The organism is Pantoea sp. Sc1, from assembly GCF_000255315.1.
Classification (GTDB): domain Bacteria; phylum Pseudomonadota; class Gammaproteobacteria; order Enterobacterales; family Enterobacteriaceae; genus Pantoea; species Pantoea anthophila.
Genome location: NZ_AJFP01000001.1, coordinates 1,308,355 through 1,328,507 on the forward strand (window position 1 = coordinate 1,308,355; position 20,153 = coordinate 1,328,507).

Below are 20,153 nucleotides of genomic sequence, written 5' to 3' on the forward strand. Positions count from 1 at the left end.
TAAAAGAGTGCGTGATTTTTAAACCTGTTAATTGCCTGAAATCCTCCCTGCCATTTAAACGAACATCTTTCATCCCTTCAGATCTACCCAATGGACAACTGGTCATGAATGACACTTCCCCGCGAAAAATCAAAACCGGCGGTGATCCGCGCACGCTGCCGGATTACAGCGCCCTGCGCGATGAACTCGGTAAGCTGACACATCCGGCGCGCCCGGATGTGAACTGGCAGTATGTTGAAAAGCTCTGCCTTTCACTGTTTGAGCAGAACGGCGTGGAATTGCAAACGGCAGCCTGGTATACGCTGGCGCGTGCGCAACTGGCTGGCTTATTCGGGCTCAATGAAGGGCTGACGATAATCGAGGCCCTGGTCAGACATCAGTGGGGGGCGCTGTGGCCTCAGCCAGTCCATGCCCGTATGGAAATCCTCAGCAGTCTGAGTCACCGTTTGCAGCAACGAATGCGCTCGCTCCCGTTAAATTACAGCGACCTCAGCCAGCTCTATCGGGCGGAGCAACTGCTTACCGGACTGGGAGAGGTACTGCAGCGTCTGGAGCTTAAGCATCTGAGCCAGCTCGATACGTTGCGTACTCAGATTCACATGAGTGCTGTCCGGCTGGAAAATAGTGATGGCACGGCCTGCACCGCGCCGGACACTCAGCCAGATACCGTATTGCCTGCCACCGTGATGAAGGAGGCGACAGCCGCCTCAAAGGAGCCTGCCGGTTGCCGGTCTGATGATGCTCAGGGCAGGGCAGTGAAGTGGATATATGTCGCGCAATCGGAACCGCAGCCGAACGTGGACGTGCTGGCCGCTGCGCCCGTCCCGGTTAACAGATGGACATTCTTTGCTGCCGGGATGTGCGCCATGCTGATGATATGCATGGCGGCAGGGTGGGCATGGCATTCTCTGAACCGGTCCGAACCCCTGAAGGTCCGGTTTGCCGCATCGCTGGCACCGCTACCTTCACCGCTTGCGCCGGAAGATCTGGAGCGGTTACGCCGGCAACCGCCGCTACCCCAGTCTCTCATTACACAAACGGAGCAGCAGCTGGCCCGACTGGACAGATTGCCTCCTGACTGGAGTATCGCCTACAGCCGGACACTCACAGAGCAGGCTCAGGCGCTGTGGCCGGAGCAGGGCAAATCCCTGGCAGATCAGTGGCAGCAAAACCTTAACGCGGCCGTGTTGTCGCCAGAGCAGCGCAATGGCTGGGATCAGGGGATGACAACGCTAAAAAACCTGAGCAACAGGCTGAACGGGCTGGATCAGCAGAAAGGCAAATACATCACGGTGAGTGAGCTGAAATCCATCGTTTTTACTGCGATGCACTCATTTAACAGATCGATACCCGCTGAAGAACAACTGCGCGTATTGTCTCAACAACCGGCTGGTGCGCCTTTGCCTGCGGCAGCCCGCGCGCAGCTGGAGATGCATCTGAAACAGTTAACAGCCAGCTATGCTGAAATAAAACAGAATGCCGCAGAGTAGTCGCAGGCGCGAAAAGGCGGTGTGATTAAGTCCGCTATAAGCATGGTGACCGCGATGCAGTCAGCGCGGATGAATGTTCTGCAGACTTTGCTCAATGCCTGCCCGAGTGACATTCCGGAAATCGTATTACCGGGTCAGAATCGGTGTGTGACGAAACGTCATGGACAGCATTCTGACCCAATTACCCGTGAGGAGTTATCGCGCCGGTAAAAAGCAGGTTTTGTAATGCGGGCAGGTGTAAAGGAGAGGGCAGATATTGTCCCCTGCAGGAATCGAACCTGCAACTAGCCCTTAGGAGGGGCTCGTTATATCCATTTAACTAAGGGGACAGCGGCACGCAGTATAGCGAAACAGGCGATGAGATTCATCAGGTCGCCGCGCGTTTGCTCATTACGTCAGCAATGTCGCTGTTCAGCCTCTCTTTTGAGACCACTTTTTTCATGCAGGGGCCAGATAACACGTGCAGCGCAAATCCTTCTGCGCTGCACTTTTTTACCTGACGACAGTTATTCAGCACCTTCCTCTTTTTCTCCGCGCTCTTCACGCTCACGACGCTTCTCCTGCCTGCGCTTTTCCGCCTTCGCTTTGGCGACCGCCGCTTCACTCATGTCATTACGGATCTGTGCGTGACTGATCAGCGCAAAAATCAGGGTGCCGCCGGTGATGTTGCCGAGCAGGGTAGGCAGGGCAAACGGCCAGAGGAACTCATGCCAGCTGATGCTGCCATTGAAGACCAGATAGAGCACCTCCACCGATCCCACCACGATGTGCGCCAGATCGCCCAGCGCAACCAGCCAGGTCATCATGACAATGACCACCAGTTTGGCCCCGCCCGCAGAGGGGAACATCCAGACCATGGTGGCGATAATCCAGCCGGAAATGACGGCGTTGGCAAACATCGAGCCGGGCGAGTTCTCCATCACTTTCATGCTGATGTCGGTAAAGGCCTGACGGGTCGCCTCGTCAAAAATGGGCATCTCGTTAAAGGCCAGCGCACCCAGTGCCGTACCGATCAGGTTACCCAGCAGGACAATACCCCATAACCGTAACAGCAGACCGCCATTACCCCAGGTCGGTTTGTGCATGACCGGCAGCACTGCCGTGACGGTATTTTCGGTAAATAACTGCTGGCGCGCCATAATGACGATGACAAAGCCAAAGGTGTAGCCGAGATTTTCCAGCAGAAATGCACCCGGCACGCCATCAAGGTGGACCTTAAATATCCCCTTCGCCATCAGTGAGGCACTCATGGAGAGGCCTGCGGCAATGGCTGACCAGAGCAGGGCCATCCCGTCACGCTCCAGCTCTTTCTCCCCATCCTGACGGATCTCTTCATGGATCGCCGCGGCGCGGGAGGGTAATGCCTCCTCATCGACTTCGATGTCAGTGCCCTTGTCCTTCTCTTCGCTATCGACGTCGTTAGGACCCTGTTCATTACCTGATGAAGGCTTCATATTTTCTCCTGGTGATAGTGCTGTGGCGTAATAAGCGTAGCTGTTTTTTATTTGCCAATTATGTAACGAGCGATGCGAATAAGCGTAACAAGCTTTTTCATACCTGCATTTTTATTCAGACTCAGCGCCAGACCGCACGAATAAACCCCTGACAGCGCGCCTGAGCAGCGGCTCAGACTTCGGCCCTTAGCAACATTGTGGTAATATCCCGGCCACTTTTAGCTGGTGCGATTCCCCCCTCGATGTTGGAAATCATTACGCTCACTTGTGCATACGATGAACGCGCGCTGTTTCAGCAGCTCTCATTTCGCGTCTCTGCCGGTGACATTGTGCAGATTGAAGGCCCCAACGGTGCCGGTAAAACCTCGCTACTGCGACTGCTGGCGGGGCTGAGCCGTCCTGAGCAGGGTGAGATACGCTGGCAGCAGCAGCCGATCCTGCGGCAGCGCGACGCCTGGCATCAGGCAATGCTTTATCTGGGCCATCATCCCGGCGTTAAAGGCGTCCTCACGCCGCTGGAAAATCTGCGGTTCTACCATCCTGACTGCAGTGACGCGCAGATTTTTGCTGCGCTTGACAGTGTCGACCTCACGGGTGACGAAGAGGTGCCGGTAAGCCGGTTGTCGGCGGGTCAGCAGCGTCGCGTCGCGCTGGCGCGCCTCTGGCTCAGCCAGGCCCGCGTCTGGATCCTGGATGAGCCGCTGACCGCCATCGACAAAGCGGGGGTTGAAAAATTAATGGCCAGATTTGCCGCCCATGCCGATAACGGGGGCGCCGTGATCCTGACAACCCATCAGGATCTACCCGCTGCGGCCGCGCGGGTGCGTAAAATTCGCCTTGGCGATGCGGAGGCAAGCTGATGCTGTTTCGCCTGATTCAGCGTGAATTGCGTATCGCCTTTCGTGGCGGCGCTGATGTGGTCAATCCGCTGTGGTTTTTCCTGATTGTGATTACCCTGTTTCCGCTGGGTATCGGACCTGATCCGCAGCAGCTGGCGCGCATTGCGCCGGGTGTCGCCTGGGTGGCGGCGCTGCTGGCGTCGCTGCTGGCGCTGGAGCGCCTGTTTCGCGACGATTTCAGCGACGGTTCGCTGGAGCAGCTTCTGCTGCTGCCTTCGCCGCTGCCGGTGACGGTCATCGGCAAAGTCGTGGCGCACTGGCTGATCACCGGTCTGCCGCTGATTATCCTGTCGCCGCTGGCGGCGCTGCTGCTGTCGCTGGATTTCAATGGCTGGCGGGCGATGGCCCTGACGCTGCTGCTCGGCACGCCCACCCTGAGTTTTCTCGGTGCCATCGGCGTCGGGCTGACGGTGGGATTACGCCGGGGCGGAGTATTGCTCAGTCTGCTGGTGTTGCCGCTGGCGATTCCGGTGTTGATCTTCGCCAGTGCCGCGATGGAAGCCGCCAGTCAGGGCCTGCCGATGGGTGGCTATCTGGCGATTCTTGGCGCGATGCTGGCAGGCAGCGCCACGCTCTCGCCGTTTGCCACGGCGGCGGCGTTACGGATTACGTTGCAGTAACCGTGCATAAAAAGACGCGGCCTTTTTTATCGTTAATGTGAGCATTTGATATGTGGAAAGCGTTACATCAGCTGGCCCGGCCCGAACGGCTCTATCAGCTTTCGGGGCGCCTGGTGCCCTGGTTTGCGATAGCAGGCGTGGCGACATTACTGCTGGGCTGGATCTGGGGATTTGGATTTGCTCCCGCTGACTATCAGCAGGGCGACAGTTTTCGCATCATGTATATCCATGTGCCCGCTGCCATGTGGTCGATGGGCATCTATGCCGCCATGGCCGTCGCGGCGTTTACCGGTCTGGTGTGGCAGATGAAAATGGCCGATCTGGTTGCCGCCGCCATGGCACCCGTGGGCGCGGTCTTTACCTTTATTGCGCTGGTCACCGGTTCCGCGTGGGGCAAACCGATGTGGGGAACCTGGTGGATCTGGGATGCACGCCTCACCTCGGAGCTGGTGTTACTTTTCCTCTATATGGGCGTGATTGCACTCTGGCACGCGTTCGATGACCGCCGCACCGCAGGCCGGGCCGCCGGCGTCCTGATTCTGGTCGGCGTGGTCAACCTGCCCATCATCCACTTCTCGGTGCAGTGGTGGAATACCCTGCATCAGGGCTCGTCCGGCATCCTTCAGCAGGCGATTGCGCCGGTGATGCGAACGCCGCTGCGCTGGGCCATCCTCGGTTATCTGCTGCTGTTTATCACGCTGACGCTGATGCGGCTGCGCAACCTGATTCTGTTAACGGAACGCCATCGCCCCTGGGCTCTTGACGTCGCAAAACGGGGAGAGCAGAAATGACGCCGGCCTTTTCCTCCTGGCACGCCTTTTTTGCCATGGGCGGCTACGCCTTTTACGTCTGGCTGGCGGTGGCCTGCACGCTGCTTCCGCTGGCGGGACTGACGCTGCATACCCTGTTACTGCGCCGCCGCCTGCTGGCGGAGATCCGCCAGCGTGATGCGCGTGAACGTCGCATCCGGGCAGCTAAATCCAGAAAAGCCGCGGCTGAAGCGGCAGGAGAGAGTGTGTGAATAGCCGTCGACGCAATCGCCTCTGTGCGGCCGTTGCGATTCTGCTTGGCCTGGGCCTGGCCACCGCGCTGGTGATGTATGCGCTGCGCTCAAACATCGATCTGTTTTATACCCCGGGTGAAATCCTCTATGGCAAAGGCGAGGCGCATGAGAAGCCGGAGGCGGGCCAGCGGCTGCGCGTCGGTGGCATGGTGATGCCCGGCAGCGTGCACCGGGACCCGAACAGCCTGGCGGTAACGTTCAAACTTTATGATGCGCGCGGCGTCGTCAGCGTCAGTTTTGAAGGCATCCTGCCGGATCTGTTCCGGGAAGGGCAGGGCGTCGTGGCGCAGGGCGTGCTGGCGGACGGTAACCAGATCGTTGCCAGAGAAGTGCTGGCCAAACACGATGAGAAATATACGCCGCCGGAGATAGAAGACGCAATGAAAAGCAATCACAACGGCCCGCAGTCACAGTATCAGGCGGGAAATAAATCATCATGATGCCGGAAACCGGGACTTTTCTGCTTTGTCTGGCGCTGGGGCTGGCGCTGCTGCTCAGCAGCTATCCGCTCTGGGGCGCAATTCGTCAGGATGCGCGGCTGATGGCGATGGCGCGCCCGCTGGCCTGTGGGCTGTTTGTCTGTATCGCTGCGGCCTTTATGCTGCTTGTCTGGGCTTTTATCTCCAACGATTTTACCGTGGCCTATGTTGTCACCAACTCCAACAGCCTGCTGCCGGTCTACTACCGCATTGCCGCCACCTGGGGCGCGCATGAGGGATCGCTGCTGCTATGGGTGTTGCTGCTCAGCACCTGGACCTTAGCCGTGGCGATCTTCAGTCGCGGTATGCCACAGGACGCGCTGGCGCGCGTACTGGCGGTCATGGGGATGATCAATCTCGGCTTCCTGCTGTTTATCCTGCTGACGTCGAATCCGTTTGCCCGCACGCTGCCCGACTTCCCTGTAGACGGGCACGACCTGAACCCGATGCTGCAGGATATCGGCCTGATCTTCCATCCGCCGCTGCTCTACATGGGTTATGTCGGGTTCTCGGTGGCCTTTGCGTTTGCCATCGCTTCGCTGATGGCCGGACGGCTCGATACCGCGTGGGCGCGCTGGTCGCGCCCCTGGACCACCGCGGCCTGGGTCTTCCTGACTATCGGCATTGTGCTGGGCTCGGCCTGGGCCTATTACGAACTGGGCTGGGGCGGCTGGTGGTTCTGGGATCCGGTAGAGAATGCCTCGTTCATGCCGTGGCTGGCGGGCACGGCGCTGATCCACTCGCTGGCCGTCACCGAAAAGCGTGGCACCTTTAAGGCCTGGACCGTGCTGCTGGCGATCACCGCCTTTTCGCTCAGCCTGCTCGGCACGTTCCTGGTGCGCTCCGGCGTGCTGGTGTCGGTCCACTCGTTCGCTTCCGATCCGGCGCGCGGCATGTTTATCCTCGCGTTTCTGGTGATTGTCATCGGCAGTTCGCTGCTGCTCTATGCGATCAAAGGGGGGCAGGTGCGGAGCCGGGTACAGAACGAAACCTGGTCACGGGAATCCTTTCTGTTGGGCAACAATGTGCTGCTGATTGCGGCCATGCTGGTGGTACTGCTCGGCACGCTGTTGCCGCTGGTGCACAAGCAGCTGGGACTGGGCAGCATTTCGGTGGGTGAGCCGTTCTTCAATACGATGTTCAGCTGGCTGATGGCGCCGTTTGCGCTGCTGATGGGGATCGGGCCGCTGGTACGCTGGCGGCGCGATGAACCGCAGAAACTGGCCAAACGGCTGGCGCTGGCGCTGCTCGTTACCCTGGCCTGTTCGATGATGATTCCCTGGTGGCTGCAGGATCGCATTGCGGCGATGACCGTGGTGGGCTTACTGATGTCCCTCTGGATCATTGTGCTGACGCTGCTGGAACTGCACGAACGCGCCACGCATCGCCATCCGTTTCTGACCGGGCTGCGTCACCTCTCCCGCAGCCACTGGGGCATGGTGCTGGGCCACCTTGGCGTCGGGGTCACGGTGATTGGTATCGCCTTCAGCACGCAGTACAGCGTGGAGCGTGACGTACGGATGCGGGCGGGGGATAGCGTAGACATCCATCACTATCACTTTGTCTTCCGCGGCGTGCAGAACCTGCAGGGGCCTAACTACAGCGGGGGCATGGGGATTATCGATGTCACGCGCAACGGAAAACCGGAAGCGACGCTGCAGGCGGAAAAACGCTTCTATACCGCGGCCCGAACCATGATGACCGAAGCGGCGATTGATGGGGGTTTCAGCCGCGATCTCTATGCAGCGCTGGGCGAGGAGCTGGAGGATGGCGGCTGGGCGGTGCGTATCTACTACAAACCCTTTGTCCGCTGGATCTGGGCTGGCGGCGTACTGATGGCGCTGGGGGGCCTGTTCTGCCTGTGGGATCCCCGCTATCGCTCGCGCAAAAAAGCCGCACGTGAGGAGCGCGCATGAACAAGAAAATCCTGTTTATCCCGCTGGTGCTGTTTCTGCTGCTGGCAGCGGCGCTGCTGTGGCAGCTGACCCGCAATGCGGATGGCGACGATCCGACCCGTCTTGAATCGGCGCTGATCGGTAAACCGGTGCCGCTGTTCCGGCTGGAAGCGCTCGACCAGCCCGGCAAAACCTACGACCAGCGCGTGCTGACCGATGGCAGGCCGATACTGCTGAACGTCTGGGCAACCTGGTGTCCGACCTGCCGCGCCGAACATCACTATCTGAATACGCTGGCGGAGCAGGGCATTCGGGTGGTCGGCCTGAACTACAAAGACGATCGCCATAAGGCGGTTAACTGGCTGAACACGCTGGGTAATCCCTACGCCCTGAGTCTCTACGATGGCAGCGGCATGCTGGGACTCGACCTCGGCGTTTATGGCGCACCGGAAACTTTTCTGATCGACGGTAAAGGGATTATCCGCTATCGCCACGCCGGCGATCTCAACGCGCGCGTCTGGGAGCAGGAAGTGAAACCGTTGTGGATGAAATACAGTGCGGAGGCGGGATCATGAGATCGCTGTTACTGATCTGTGGCCTGCTGTTCAGCATCAATCTGTGGGCGACCATCGACACACTGCAATTTGACTCTCCGGCTCAGGAGGCGCAATACCGTGACCTCACCGCATCACTGCGCTGTCCGAAATGTCAGAACAACAGCATCGCCGACTCGAATGCCATGATTGCCGCCGATATGCGGCTGAAAGTTTATGAGCTGATGAAGCAGGGGCAGAGCTGCCAGCAGATCGTTGATTATATGGTGGCGCGCTACGGCAACTTCGTCTCTTATTCGCCACCACTGACCCCGTCAACGCTGATCCTGTGGGCTGGCCCGGCGCTGTTTGTGCTGCTGGGTGGCGCGGTGATTATTCTGCGCAGCCGTCGGCGTCACACCCACAGTGCGCTGGATGACGCTGAGCAACAGCGTCTCGATGCCTTACTGAAGTCAGACAGGAAGCCGTCATGAGTGCATTCTGGATTACCCTTTTTCTGTTACTGCTGGCGGCGTGCACGCTGTTCCTGGCCGCAGGCTGGCGGCAGCGTCATGCCAGCCCGGGCGACCGCGATCGCCTCAATCAGCGCTTTTACCATCAGCGGATCGATGAGCTGGCGCAGGATGAAGAGCAGGGCGTTGTTGCTGAGCGCCCGGTAATGGAGCGCGAGTTACAGCAGACGCTGCTGGCCGATATCCCGCCGGCGCAGAGCCTCCCGTCCCACAGCAGCAGCCGCTGGATTTTGCTGCCGGGCCTGCTCGTGCTGATTGGGGTGTCGCTGGGAACCTATCTGAAAACCGGCGGCCTGACGCAGTACACCGGCTGGATGCAGGTGCAGCAGGCGTACCCTGCGCTGCGTGCGCGGCTGATGGACCCCGGCGCCAGACCGCTCAGCATGGAGGAGCTGGCACGTTTAGAGCTCGGATTGCGTACCGCCCTGCAAACGGAACCGGATAATCTGGCCGACTGGACCATGCTGGGGCGGCTTGGCATGGTGCTGAATCAGGCTGATATCGCCAGTCAGGCGTTTGAGCATGCGTTACAGCTCTCACCCAACGATATGACGCTGAAGCAGGATTATGCAGAGGTGCTGACGCGCTCTCCCGATCCGCAGGATAACCGTCAGGCGTCACTGCTGCTGCGCGCCCTGCTGAAAGCGGAGCCGCAAAACCCGCGTACGCTTGGTCTGCTGGCATTTAACGCCTACGGCCAGCAGCAGTACGATCAGGCGATTGAGGCCTGGCAGGCCCTGCTGAACGTGCTGCCTGCCGGTGACACACGACGCGCGATGATCGCCCGCAGCATTGAGCAGGCGAGAAGCGATGCCGGAGAGCAGAGCCGTCAGCTGGCGCTGACCGTGCGGCTGACCCCGCAGGCAGAAAAAATGTTACCGCAGGACGGAGTGTTGTATATTTCGGTTTCTGACGGGACGTCACCGGTGCCGGTGGCAGTGAAGCGCATGCCGCTGAGCCACTTCCCGCTGTCGCTGACGCTGGATGACAACAATGCCATGATGCCGGATCGCCTGCTGTCGGCGCAGCATCAGGTCGCGGTTCGGGTGCGTATCTCCCGCGACGGCAGCGCCACCCCGCAGCCGGGTGACTGGCTGGGTGAGAGCGCCGTGACGCCCTGGGATGGTCATCAGCCGATCGCGGTAGAGATTAATCAGCAGCTTCCCTGAACGTCATCAACGATCCTGTTCAGGTCGCTGCGTGCCATTGCCTGCTGCCTCTGGCATAAAGTCAGCTATGCTCATCGGGTAAGCCGATTCGACGCCGGGCTGTGCCTGAACGATGGGTAGCCCTTTTTCATCCGCACAGGGAGATTGGAATGAATTATCGCCTGACCAGCCTGGCTGTGGCCAGCGTCCTTCTGGTAGGTTGTGCCAGTTCAAAGCCGTCAAATAGCGATCCTGCGCAGCGCAGCGATCCGTTCGAAGGCTTTAACCGCACGATGTTTAACTTTAACTACAATGTGCTGGATCCCTATGTGCTGCGTCCGGTCGCTGTCGCCTGGCGCGACTATGTGCCGGTGCCTGCACGAACCGGCCTGAGCAATTTCCTCGGCAACCTGGAAGAGCCCGCCAGCATGGTTAACGCCATTCTGGTCGGTGACGGACGCGATGCGGGTATCCACTTCACCCGTTTCTTCCTGAACAGCGTGCTGGGTCTGGGTGGTTTCATTGACGTCGCCGGTAAAGCCAATCCGGAACTGGCGCGTGAACAGCCGCACCGTTTCGGCACCACGCTGGGCCACTATGGTGTCGGCTATGGTCCTTACGTTGAGCTGCCGGCTTACGGCAGCTTCACTATACGGCAGGATGGCGGTGACTACGTTGATACCCTCTATCCGATCCTCGGCTGGCTGACCTGGCCGATGTCGATTGGTAAGTGGACGCTGGAGGGGATTGAGACCCGCGCGCAACTGCTGGATTCCGATGCGATCCTGAAGCAGCAGAGCGATCCGTACGCCTTTATCCGTAACGCCTACTTCCAGCGTCACGACTTCCTGGCGCGTGGCGGCAAACTCAAGCCGGAAGAGAATCCAAACGCCGCTGCGATTCAGGATGACCTGAAGGATATCGACGCGCAGTAAACGCAGGACGCAGGCTCCCTGAGCCAGCATGCGATTCAGGGCGACAAAAAAGGGCGACTCAGTTGAGTCGCCCTTTTTAATTGTGCTATCCGGTCAGAACTTGTAGTTAAAGTTCGCGCCGTAAAGCCAGGCCTTGCCTTCTGAGTTAAAGGTATAAGGACCTTCTTTCACCGTCACTTTCTGTCCGTGCATATAGGAGATGCCCAGATCGACCGAGGCGTTATCATTGAAGGCGTACGACGTACCTGCACTCAGCCACAAACGATCCTGATCCGGGATGGAGATAGAGCGTTTATCGGCTGGCACCGGGCTGTCATCAAATGCGATACCGGTGCGGAACGTCCAGTTGCTGTCGTAGAAATAGGTGGTGCCCAGCGCGATACGGTAGGCATCGTGGAAGCTTTCATCTTTATAGAACAGCGTCTGGCCCTGAGAACCGGTGGCTTTCAGCTCCTGGAACTGACTCCAGCTGGTGTAGGCCATGCTGTAGTGAACCGCCCACTGCGGAGCCACTTTATGCCAGCCCGACACTTCCCACATCTCCGGCAGATTCAGGGTTAACGCGCCCGGAACCGTCGTGCCGTTGGTACCAAAAGGCACGCCTGACACTTCCGGGTTGTTGACCGCATTCAGACGGGAGGGCAGATTACTTTTGTAATCGCCATCAAAGTCGATCTTCACCTCTGAACGATAGCTGAAGCCGAAGCGGTTATTTTCATCCACTTCATACAGGATACCGGCATTCCAGCCGTAGCCCCACTCGTCGCCTTTCAGATGGGCAACCTGCGTATCAGCCGGCACGCCCAGTCTCGCGCCTGATTCACCGGCATAGCGTTCAATTTTCGCTTTGGCATAAACCGCATCAAAACCGACGCCCACGCTGAAGTGCTCATTGAACCGGTAAGCGGTGCTGAGGTTTAAGTTGCCGGTCATCAGGTCCGTTTTACCGCCGTAGCCGCCAGCGGTGTAACCATTATTAAACTCTGTTGCTAAGCCATAGTTAGAGGTTGCCGATGCGCCAATCCACCACTGATCGTTGATGGGCTGAACGTAATGAATATTGGGTATCCACTGATTCGGGGCGATGTTGCTGGCATCCAGGCTGCGGCCCGTCGGACTGCGGCCCGTGATATCCACATCCGGATCAATATAAACCGCACCGATGGAAAATTCCGGGCGATCCATTAACGCCATCGTTGCCGGGTTACGGCTGGCGGATGCCGCCGTATCGCCCATTGCCCCTTCGCCTGAGTAGGCGCGACCTAAACCAATCGTAGAGAACTCATTTAACTGAAACCCAGCTGCGTAAACGTGTGAAGAGACAAGCGCCACTGCAGCCGCCACGGCTGACTTTGCGAACAGGTTCTTATGGTTCATGACCACAACCTCATGTGAATTATTATTTAACGCTATAACGTCGCGTAACAAAGGACGGCGGATTGTAGGGACTGACGGTAAACGCACATATCAGACCAGTGCGGAGAGTATAGGTCCGACCTGTGTGCAAGTTGCAATATTGTTTTTAAAATATTTCAGAGTTGATCGCTTAAAATTCGATCTGCATAACAAAAAGCACCCTGATGAAGACAGCATACCGATTCCAGTTTGTTCTGGATCAATTTTTATTGTGATATTCGTCACTTAGCCACAGTCGCGTGGCGCATCTTATCGCAAGCGGGTAAAATTCCGGCCATAAAATCGCTTAACTCACCCGAAGCCGGGGCAGGAGATAAAGATGACTGATGCCATTAAAAAATGCAGTGCGACCGAAACCGCTGCCTGCTGCTGCGTTGATGTCGGCACCGTAATGGATAATACCGACTGCACCGCCAGCTGGTCAGAGTGGTTCCCGCAGCGACAGGATGCGGAAGCCAAAGCCGCCCGGCTGACTGAGCGTGCCCGTCAGGTGGAATCGGAACCCTGTGTGATTGACGTCCGGTTCAGCGATGTCGATCAGGGCGTGCAGCTGGATATCGATTTCACCTTCAGCTGCCAGGCTGAAACCCTGATTTTCCAGCTCGGCCTGCGTTAGCGCCTCTTACGCCGCCTCAGCGCGGCGTTTTTCAATTTCGTGTTTCCCTTCGCACTTTTTCCTTTCTGCTATTGGCGGCTCACCCGCTTGTGGTTAACACTGATCAGGTCAGACCTCTTCAGGCAATGATGCCACAGTCCCGGCTACAGGTGAGAACAATGAGCAAAGCGCAGCCGCTGCTGACGCGTGATGGCGAACGCATCGTAATTACCCACGGGTTACGAACCCCTTTCTTACGCCAGGCGACCGGCTTTCATGGCATTCCCGCCATCGAGCTGGGACGGATGGTGGTCAGTGAATTAATGGCGCGCAGTGAGTTACCGGCTGACGTGATTGAGCTGCTGGTATTTGGTCAGGTGGTACAGATGCCGGAAGCGCCAAACATTGCGCGTGAAATTGTCTTAAGCAGCGGGCTGAATGTGAATACCGACGCCTACAGCGTCAGCCGTGCCTGCGCCACCAGTTTTCAGGCGGTGGCGAATGTGGCAGAGAGCCTGATGGCGGGAACGGTTTCTGCCGCTATTGCCGGCGGGGCAGACTCCTCGTCAGTGCTGCCGATTGGGGTCACTAAAACGCTGGCCCGTGCGCTGGTGGATCTCAACAAGGCCCGCAGCCTGGGGCAGAAACTGCATATCCTTAAACGGCTGCGTCCGCGCGACCTGCTGCCGGTGCCGCCTGCGGTGGCGGAGTACTCGACCGGCCTGCGGATGGGGGACACGGCCGAGCAGATGGCGAAAAGCTACGGTATCACCCGTGAGGCTCAGGATGCGCTGGCGCTCCGTTCCCATCAGCATGCCGCCAGAGCCTGGCAATCCGGGGTACTGAATCAGGAAGTCATGGCAGCCTTTGTACCGCCATGGAAAACCGCAATCGATCAGGACAATAACGTGCGGATGAACGCTAAAGCAGAGGATTACGCCCGACTGCGTCCCGCCTTTGACCGCCAGCACGGCAGCGTTACCGCCGCCAACAGCACGCCGCTGACGGATGGCGCGGCAGCCCTCATTCTGATGCGGGAAGGGCGCGCCAGGGAACTGGGCGTCACGCCGCTGGGCTACCTGCGCAGCTACGCCTTTACCGCCATTGATGTCCAGCAGGACATGCTGCTGGGGCCAGCCTATGCTTCGCCGCTGGCGCTGGATCGTGCCGGGGTGAGCCTGGCCGATCTGACGCTGATAGATATGCATGAGGCGTTCGCGGCCCAGACGCTGAGCAATCTGCAGCTGTTTCGTGACGAGCGTTTCGCCCGTGAGGTGCTGAACCGGCCGCATGCGCTGGGCGAGGTCAACGAAGAGCGTTTTAACGTGCTGGGCGGTTCCATCGCCTATGGACATCCTTTTGCCGCCACGGGCGCGCGTATGATTACCCAGACGCTTAATGAACTGCGCCGCCGTGGTGGCGGGCTGGGACTGGTCACCGCCTGCGCGGCGGGTGGTCTGGGTGCGGCAATGGTTCTGGAGGCCGAATAATGGAGCAGAATGCCTTTCAGCTGACGATGCGACAGGATCACGTCGGCATTATCACGATTGATGTCCCTGGCGAGAAGATGAACACCCTGAAAGCGGAATTTGCTGGCCAGATTGCCGCCATCATTGCGGAAGCGCGACGCGATCCGCAGCTGGCGGGACTGGTCCTGATCTCCGGCAAAACGGACAATTTTATCGCGGGCGCGGACATCAGCATGATTGACCGCTGCCAGAGTGCGCAGGAAGCTGAAGCGCTGGCGAAGCAGGGCCAGGAAGTGATGGCGATGATCGACGCGCTGCCTTTTCCGGTGGTGGCGGCCATTCACGGGGCCTGTCTGGGCGGTGGGCTGGAGCTGGCGCTGGCCTGCGATGCGCGCATCTGCTCGCTGGATGATAAAACCCGCCTCGGCTTGCCGGAAATACAGCTCGGCCTGCTGCCTGGCTCTGGCGGGACGCAGCGACTGCCGCGTTTAATCGGCGTTCAGCAGGCGCTGCCGCTGATGCTGACCGGCAAAAGTCTGCGCGCGAAGCAGGCGCGAAAGCTCGGCGTCGTCGATGATGCGGTTCCCCGCCCGATCCTGCTGGAGACCGCGATTGCGCGGGTGAAAAAGGGCAAGGTCAGCGGACGCGTCCTGCCGCTGCGCGATCGGCTGCTGCATGGCCCGGTCGCCCGCCAGGCGCTGTTTGCGCTGGCGACACGCCAGACCGCGGCGAAAACGCAGGATAACTATCCGGCCGCCAGACGGCTGATTGAGGTGGTGCGCATCGGGCTGGAGCAGGGCAGCCGCGCCGGCCATGATGCGGAGGCGCGCGCCTTTGGCGAACTGGCGATGACGCCGGAGTCCGTTGCGCTGCGCGGACTCTTCTTTGCCACCACGGCGATGAAAAAGGAGCGGGGCGGTGAAGCTGAACCCGCGACCGTGAAGCGTGTTGCGGTGCTGGGCGGCGGGCTGATGGGCGGCGGTATTGCCAGCGTCACTGCGATCAACGCCGGGTTGCCGGTGCGCATCAAAGATATCAGCCTGGAAGGCGTCAGCCATGCATTAAAAACCAGCTGGGATCTGCTCAGCAAAAAGGTCCGTCGTCGTCAGCTGACCCCGGCAGCGCGCCAGCAGCAGATGGCGCGCATCACAGGTGGCATCGATTATCAGGGGTTCTCGCAGCGCGACGTGGTGATCGAAGCGGTGTTCGAAGATCTTGCCCTGAAGCAGCAGATGGTGCACGACGTCGAGGCACACTGTCAGCCGCATACCCTGTTTGCTTCCAACACCTCTTCGCTGCCGATTGCGGATATCGCCGCCGGGGCGCAGCGTCCTGAGAATGTCATCGGGCTGCACTATTTCAGTCCGGTGGAAAAAATGCCGCTGGTGGAGGTGATCCCGCATCTGAATACTTCGGCCTCGACGCTGGTTACCGTTGTGGCACTGGCACGCAGTCAGGGCAAGACGCCGATCGTCGTCGCAGACAAGCCGGGTTTCTATGTCAACCGCATCCTGACCCCCTATATAAATGAAGCGATGCGCTGTCTGCTGGAGGGGGAGCCAATTGAGCACATCGATCGGGCGCTGGTGAGGTTTGGTTTTCCGGTTGGTCCGCTTCAGCTGCTTGATGAGGTCGGCATTGATGTCGGCAGCAAAATCAGCCCCATCCTGCATCAGGCTTATGGTGAACGCTTTGCCGCACCCGCCGCGTTTGAAGCGGTGATCAGGGATGGCCGTAAGGGCCGTAAAAATGGCCGGGGTTTCTATCGTTATGACCTGCCGCGCTGGCAGCGTAAAAAACCGGACGCCTCGCTTTACAGCCTGCTGAAGGTCACGCCGCAGGCCAGGCAGAGTGGGGCACAGATTGCAGAACGCTGTGTGATGATGATGCTGAATGAAGCCGCCCGTTGTCTCGATGAGCAGGTGATTCGCAGCGCCCGGGACGGCGATGTGGGGGCGGTGTTTGGCATCGGCTTTCCGCCTTTCCTGGGCGGGCCGTTCCACTACATGGATAAACTGGGTGCGGCGGAAATGGTCAGCCGGCTGAACCGTCTCGCGCAGCAGCACGGTGAGCGATTTGCCCCCTGTGAGGCGCTGATTCAGGCGGCTGCGGAACAGACGAAATTTTACATTTCTCTGTGAAATGGAATAACGGCTCCGATTCAGCGGGTTAGAAAAGCGCCGCCCGCGTGTGCGGCGCAGCATGAATCTGAGAAGTGCTTATTTAATAAACAACCGGTTGACTATACTGAAGCCATTAGGGTAAAACACAGCGTTCATTCGCAGAGTGAAGAGTCTGACGCGTCGCGTCGGGCGATATCGACAAACAACAGCGGTGCTTTATGCAAGTTTTTATCATGCGTCACGGCGATGCGGCTCTGGAAGCAGCAAGTGATTCAGTCAGGCCTTTAACCTTATGTGGCTGTGATGAATCGCGTCAGATGGCCCACTGGCTTAACAGCCAGACGCCGGACATCGAGCGTGTCCTGGTCAGTCCCTATCTACGCGCGCAGCAGACGCTCGCTACCGTGCGTGAAGCCTATCCCCTGCCGGAAGGCCAGGATGTGTTACCGGAGTTAACGCCGGGTGGCGATCCGGGCCTGGTCGGCTGCTATCTGCAGGCGCTGGCGAACGAAGGGGTGAAATCGGCGCTGGTCATCTCCCATCTGCCCCTGGTGGGCTACCTGGTTTCCGAACTCTGCCCGCAGGAAACTCCACCGATGTTTGCCACTTCCGCCATTGCCTGCGTCGAGTTCGATCCGGCAGAGAGTGCCGGTAAACTGCTGTGGCAGGTCAGTCCGAAGAAGCTGGCGAAAGCCATCTGACGACGAGGGGCCGATGACACCGGCCCTGTCAGGGCAACTCAGGCGGTTGCCACTCCTCAATCTCAATCAGCACCAGCAGCGCAGCATCACCGCCGAACATTTTCGGCGCCTGATGAAACGCCATGACCCACGGATGCTGGGCCAGCCACAGCGGCGTCTGCTGTTTCAGAATATGTTTTCCATGTCCGGTCATGACGCTGGCGCAGAACAGATGTTCACGGCGGCAGGCGGCGATCAGTGCGCCCAGCTCCTGCTTGGCCTGCATCTGCGTTAAGCCGTGCAGGTCGAGAAAAATCTCCGGGGTATAGTCGCCCCGGCGCAGTTTTTTCAGCTCAAAATGGCTGACATCGGCGCGCACGTAACGGGTAGCCCCTTCGGTCGAGAGCAGGGGCTGAAACTCATCCGAAAAGTAATGGCTGTTGTCCGCCTGCTCGGAAAGCAGACGTTTTACCGGAATCTCGCGGGTTTTTACCGGCGCTTTATGGACATAAGTGTCCTGTTTTAACTGACGTGTCCCCGTCATTAACTGGCGAAACAGCGCCTCATCATCCGGGCTTAGCGGTGTTTTTTTACTCATGGCAGGTCAGTCTTATCAGAAAAGGCTGTCACACAGCAGAGCCGATACCTTACCGTTAAGTGTCATTAATTGTCAGCTTTTTCACCTCGCTGCGCTGAATTCTCCCCGGCTTCATGGCACACTATCGGCCGATTTAGCAAAAGGCCTGCGGAGGGCTACGTGGACAAAATTTTCGTCGATGAGGCAGTGAACGAACTGCACACCATTCAGGACATGCTGCGCTGGGCGGTAAGCCGCTTTTCCGCTGCCGGAATCTGGTACGGACATGGCACAGACAATCCCTGGGACGAAGCCGTTCAACTGGTCCTGCCGTCTCTCTGGCTGCCGCTGGACATTCCGGAAGATATGCGCAACGCGCGTCTGACCGCCAGCGAGCGTCTTCTGATCGTCGAGCGCGTCATTCGTCGCGTTAACGAGCGTATTCCGGTCGCCTACCTGACCAACAAAGCCTGGTTCTGCGGTCACGAATTCTTTGTTGATGAGCGCGTGCTGGTGCCGCGTTCACCGATTGGCGAACTGATCGAGAACCGCTTTGCCGGTCTCATCAGCACGCCACCCGCGCATATTCTGGATATGTGCACCGGCAGCGGCTGCATCGCGATTGCCTGCGCTTACGCCTTCCCGGAAGCGGAGGTTGACGCCGTCGATATCTCGACCGGCGCGCTGGCAGTGGCCGAGCAGAATATTGAAGAACATGGCCTGATCAATCAGGTCACGCCGATTCGTGCCGACCTGTTCCGCGAACTGCCGCCGCTGAAATATGACCTGATCGTCACTAACCCGCCTTATGTGGATGCGGAAGATATGGACGATCTGCCCAATGAATATCGCCACGAACCGGAGCTGGGTCTGGCGGCGGGCAGCGATGGTCTGAAGCTGGTGCGCCGCATTCTGGCCTGCGCGCCTGATTATCTCAGCGAGCAGGGCGTTCTGGTCTGCGAAGTCGGTAACAGCATGGTGCATATGATCGAGCAGTATCCCGATGTGCCCTTTACCTGGCTGGAATTCGACAACGGCGGTGACGGTGTCTTTACGCTGACGCGCCAGCAGATCGTCGACGCACAACACCATTTCTCCTTTTACAAAGACTAAAAGTGGGGCGAAGCCTCGCCCGCCGAACCCTGACAAGGAAACAGCATGGCCGGAAACAGCATCGGACAATTTTTTCGAGTAACTACCTTTGGCGAGTCCCACGGTCTTGCGCTGGGCTGCATCGTTGATGGGGTGCCACCGGGCATCCCCCTGACCGAAGCGGATATCCAGCATGACCTCGACCGTCGTCGTCCTGGCACCTCGCGCTATACCACGCAGCGTCGCGAGCCGGATCAGGTGAAAATTTTGTCCGGTGTGTTTGAGGGTGTGACCACCGGCACGTCTATTGGCCTGCTGATTGAGAACACCGATCAGCGGTCGCAGGATTATGGCGCGATCAAAGATCTCTTCCGTCCCGGCCATGCCGATTACACCTACGAGCAGAAGTATGGTCAGCGCGACTACCGTGGCGGTGGCCGCTCTTCGGCGCGTGAAACCGCGATGCGCGTGGCCGCCGGTGCGATAGCGAAGAAGTATCTGCAGATGAAACATGGTGTGGTGGTGCGCGGCTATCTGGCGCAGATCGGGGATATCGCCTGTGAGCTGAAAGACTGGAGCATCGTGGAAGAGAATCCCTTCTTCTGCCCGGATGCGGAGAAGCTGGAGGCGCTGGATGAACTGATGCGCGGCCTGAAAAAAGAGGGCGACTCCATCGGGGCTAAAGTCACGGTCATGGCTGACAACGTGCCGCCTGGCCTGGGTGAGCCGGTCTTTGACCGTCTGGATGCCGACCTGGCGCACGCGCTGATGAGCATCAACGCGGTGAAAGGGGTGGAGATCGGTGACGGCTTCGCGGTGGTCAGCCAGCGCGGCAGCCAGCATCGGGATGAAATCCGTCACGATGGTTTCCAGAGTAACCACGCCGGCGGCATTCTGGGCGGCATCAGCAGCGGCCAGACCATCAGCGCCAACCTCGCAATGAAACCGACCTCCAGCATCACCGTGCCGGGTAAAACCATTACCCGCGACGGCGAAGAGGTGGAGATGATCACCAAAGGCCGCCACGATCCCTGCGTCGGGATCCGCGCCGTGCCGATCGCCGAGGCGATGATGGCGATCGTCCTGATGGATCATCTGCTGCGCCAGCGGGCGCAGAACGGTGACGTTAACAGCACCGTGCCGCGCTGGTGA

20 protein-coding genes and 1 tRNA gene are annotated in these 20,153 nt (G+C 59.0%); 17 read left to right on the forward strand and 4 right to left on the reverse strand.

What is annotated here, in order from left to right; all coding sequences use genetic code 11:
- Positions 1-104 precede the first annotated feature (104 nt).
- On the forward strand, positions 105-1,490 hold the full coding sequence (locus tag S7A_RS06175; RefSeq protein ID WP_009088913.1) for a VasL domain-containing protein: 1,386 nt from the start codon (positions 105-107) through the stop codon (positions 1,488-1,490).
- A gap of 257 nt (positions 1,491-1,747) precedes the next feature.
- Here S7A_RS06175 and S7A_RS06180 read toward each other — a convergent pair.
- Together S7A_RS06180 and S7A_RS06185 are read right to left on the reverse strand one after the other, a co-directional pair.
- A tRNA-Arg gene (locus S7A_RS06180) sits at positions 1,748-1,819 on the reverse strand.
- 177 nt (positions 1,820-1,996) lie between these two features.
- Positions 1,997-2,944: a formate/nitrite transporter family protein gene (locus tag S7A_RS06185; protein ID WP_009088915.1), complete on the reverse strand. Its 948-nt coding sequence runs from the start codon at positions 2,942-2,944 to the stop codon at positions 1,997-1,999.
- A gap of 242 nt (positions 2,945-3,186) precedes the next feature.
- Here S7A_RS06185 and ccmA point away from each other — a divergent pair, with 242 nt between their 5' ends.
- The 10 genes from ccmA to mlaA all read left to right on the forward strand — a co-directional run bounded on the left by ccmA (position 3,187) and on the right by mlaA (position 11,049).
- Positions 3,187-3,804 carry a cytochrome c biogenesis heme-transporting ATPase CcmA gene (ccmA, locus tag S7A_RS06190; protein ID WP_009088917.1) on the forward strand — a complete coding sequence of 206 codons (618 nt, stop codon included), beginning with the start codon at positions 3,187-3,189 and terminating at the stop codon, positions 3,802-3,804.
- Positions 3,804-4,463: a heme exporter protein CcmB gene (ccmB, locus tag S7A_RS06195; RefSeq protein ID WP_009088919.1), complete on the forward strand. Its 660-nt coding sequence runs from the start codon at positions 3,804-3,806 to the stop codon at positions 4,461-4,463. Before ccmA ends, ccmB begins: the two co-directional genes overlap by 1 nt.
- Positions 4,464-4,513: 50 nt before the next feature.
- On the forward strand, positions 4,514-5,254 hold the full coding sequence (locus S7A_RS06200) for a heme ABC transporter permease (RefSeq protein WP_009088920.1): 741 nt from the start codon (positions 4,514-4,516) through the stop codon (positions 5,252-5,254).
- A complete protein-coding gene (ccmD, locus tag S7A_RS06205) occupies positions 5,251-5,484 on the forward strand; it encodes a heme exporter protein CcmD (protein WP_009088921.1) in 234 nt (77 codons plus the stop codon). Before S7A_RS06200 ends, ccmD begins: the two co-directional genes overlap by 4 nt.
- Positions 5,481-5,966 (forward strand): cytochrome c maturation protein CcmE, encoded by a 486-nt coding sequence (gene ccmE / locus S7A_RS06210; RefSeq protein ID WP_009088922.1) that lies wholly within the window; start codon positions 5,481-5,483, stop codon positions 5,964-5,966. Before ccmD ends, ccmE begins: the two co-directional genes overlap by 4 nt.
- A complete protein-coding gene (locus tag S7A_RS06215) occupies positions 5,963-7,921 on the forward strand; it encodes a heme lyase CcmF/NrfE family subunit (RefSeq protein ID WP_009088923.1) in 1,959 nt (652 codons plus the stop codon). Before ccmE ends, S7A_RS06215 begins: the two co-directional genes overlap by 4 nt.
- A complete protein-coding gene (locus tag S7A_RS06220) occupies positions 7,918-8,475 on the forward strand; it encodes a DsbE family thiol:disulfide interchange protein (protein WP_009088927.1) in 558 nt (185 codons plus the stop codon). The genes S7A_RS06215 and S7A_RS06220 overlap by 4 nt, the downstream gene beginning before the upstream one ends.
- Complete coding sequence (locus tag S7A_RS06225; RefSeq protein ID WP_009088929.1) at positions 8,472-8,927, forward strand: cytochrome c-type biogenesis protein; 456 nt, start codon at positions 8,472-8,474, stop codon at positions 8,925-8,927. Before S7A_RS06220 ends, S7A_RS06225 begins: the two co-directional genes overlap by 4 nt.
- The gene (gene ccmI, locus S7A_RS06230) at positions 8,924-10,135 is read left to right on the forward strand and encodes a c-type cytochrome biogenesis protein CcmI (protein WP_009088931.1); all 1,212 of its coding nucleotides are present in this window, start codon (positions 8,924-8,926) and stop codon (positions 10,133-10,135) included. Before S7A_RS06225 ends, ccmI begins: the two co-directional genes overlap by 4 nt.
- 149 nt (positions 10,136-10,284) lie before the next feature.
- Entirely contained in the window at positions 10,285-11,049 is a 765-nt protein-coding gene (gene mlaA / locus S7A_RS06235) for a phospholipid-binding lipoprotein MlaA (protein ID WP_009088933.1), read from the forward strand.
- Between the two features lie 93 nt (positions 11,050-11,142).
- Here the strand turns inward: mlaA and fadL are convergent, their stop codons facing one another.
- On the reverse strand, positions 11,143-12,426 hold the full coding sequence (gene fadL / locus S7A_RS06240) for a long-chain fatty acid transporter FadL (protein ID WP_009088934.1): 1,284 nt from the start codon (positions 12,424-12,426) through the stop codon (positions 11,143-11,145).
- A gap of 358 nt (positions 12,427-12,784) precedes the next feature.
- Here fadL and S7A_RS06245 point away from each other — a divergent pair, with 358 nt between their 5' ends.
- From S7A_RS06245 to sixA, 4 genes are all read left to right on the forward strand, one after another.
- Entirely contained in the window at positions 12,785-13,081 is a 297-nt protein-coding gene (locus S7A_RS06245; protein WP_009088938.1) for a YfcZ/YiiS family protein, read from the forward strand.
- Positions 13,082-13,239: 158 nt separating this feature from the next.
- Positions 13,240-14,550 (forward strand): acetyl-CoA C-acyltransferase FadI, encoded by a 1,311-nt coding sequence (fadI, locus tag S7A_RS06250; protein WP_009088939.1) that lies wholly within the window; start codon positions 13,240-13,242, stop codon positions 14,548-14,550.
- Positions 14,550-16,670, forward strand: coding sequence for a fatty acid oxidation complex subunit alpha FadJ (fadJ, locus tag S7A_RS06255; protein ID WP_009088940.1), 2,121 nt, complete (start codon positions 14,550-14,552; stop codon positions 16,668-16,670). Before fadI ends, fadJ begins: the two co-directional genes overlap by 1 nt.
- Before the next feature lie 200 nt (positions 16,671-16,870).
- Entirely contained in the window at positions 16,871-17,353 is a 483-nt protein-coding gene (gene sixA / locus S7A_RS06260) for a phosphohistidine phosphatase SixA (RefSeq protein ID WP_009088942.1), read from the forward strand.
- A gap of 28 nt (positions 17,354-17,381) precedes the next feature.
- Here sixA and smrB read toward each other — a convergent pair whose 3' ends face one another.
- A complete protein-coding gene (smrB, locus tag S7A_RS06265) occupies positions 17,382-17,930 on the reverse strand; it encodes an endonuclease SmrB (RefSeq protein WP_009088943.1) in 549 nt (182 codons plus the stop codon).
- A 159-nt stretch (positions 17,931-18,089) separates the two neighbouring features.
- Here smrB and prmB point away from each other — a divergent pair, with 159 nt between their 5' ends.
- Both prmB and aroC read left to right on the forward strand, forming a co-directional pair.
- Positions 18,090-19,022, forward strand: a complete 933-nt coding sequence (prmB, locus tag S7A_RS06270) for a 50S ribosomal protein L3 N(5)-glutamine methyltransferase (RefSeq protein WP_009088944.1) — start codon at positions 18,090-18,092, stop codon at positions 19,020-19,022.
- A 45-nt stretch (positions 19,023-19,067) separates the two neighbouring features.
- A complete protein-coding gene (aroC, locus tag S7A_RS06275) occupies positions 19,068-20,153 on the forward strand; it encodes a chorismate synthase (RefSeq protein WP_009088945.1) in 1,086 nt (361 codons plus the stop codon).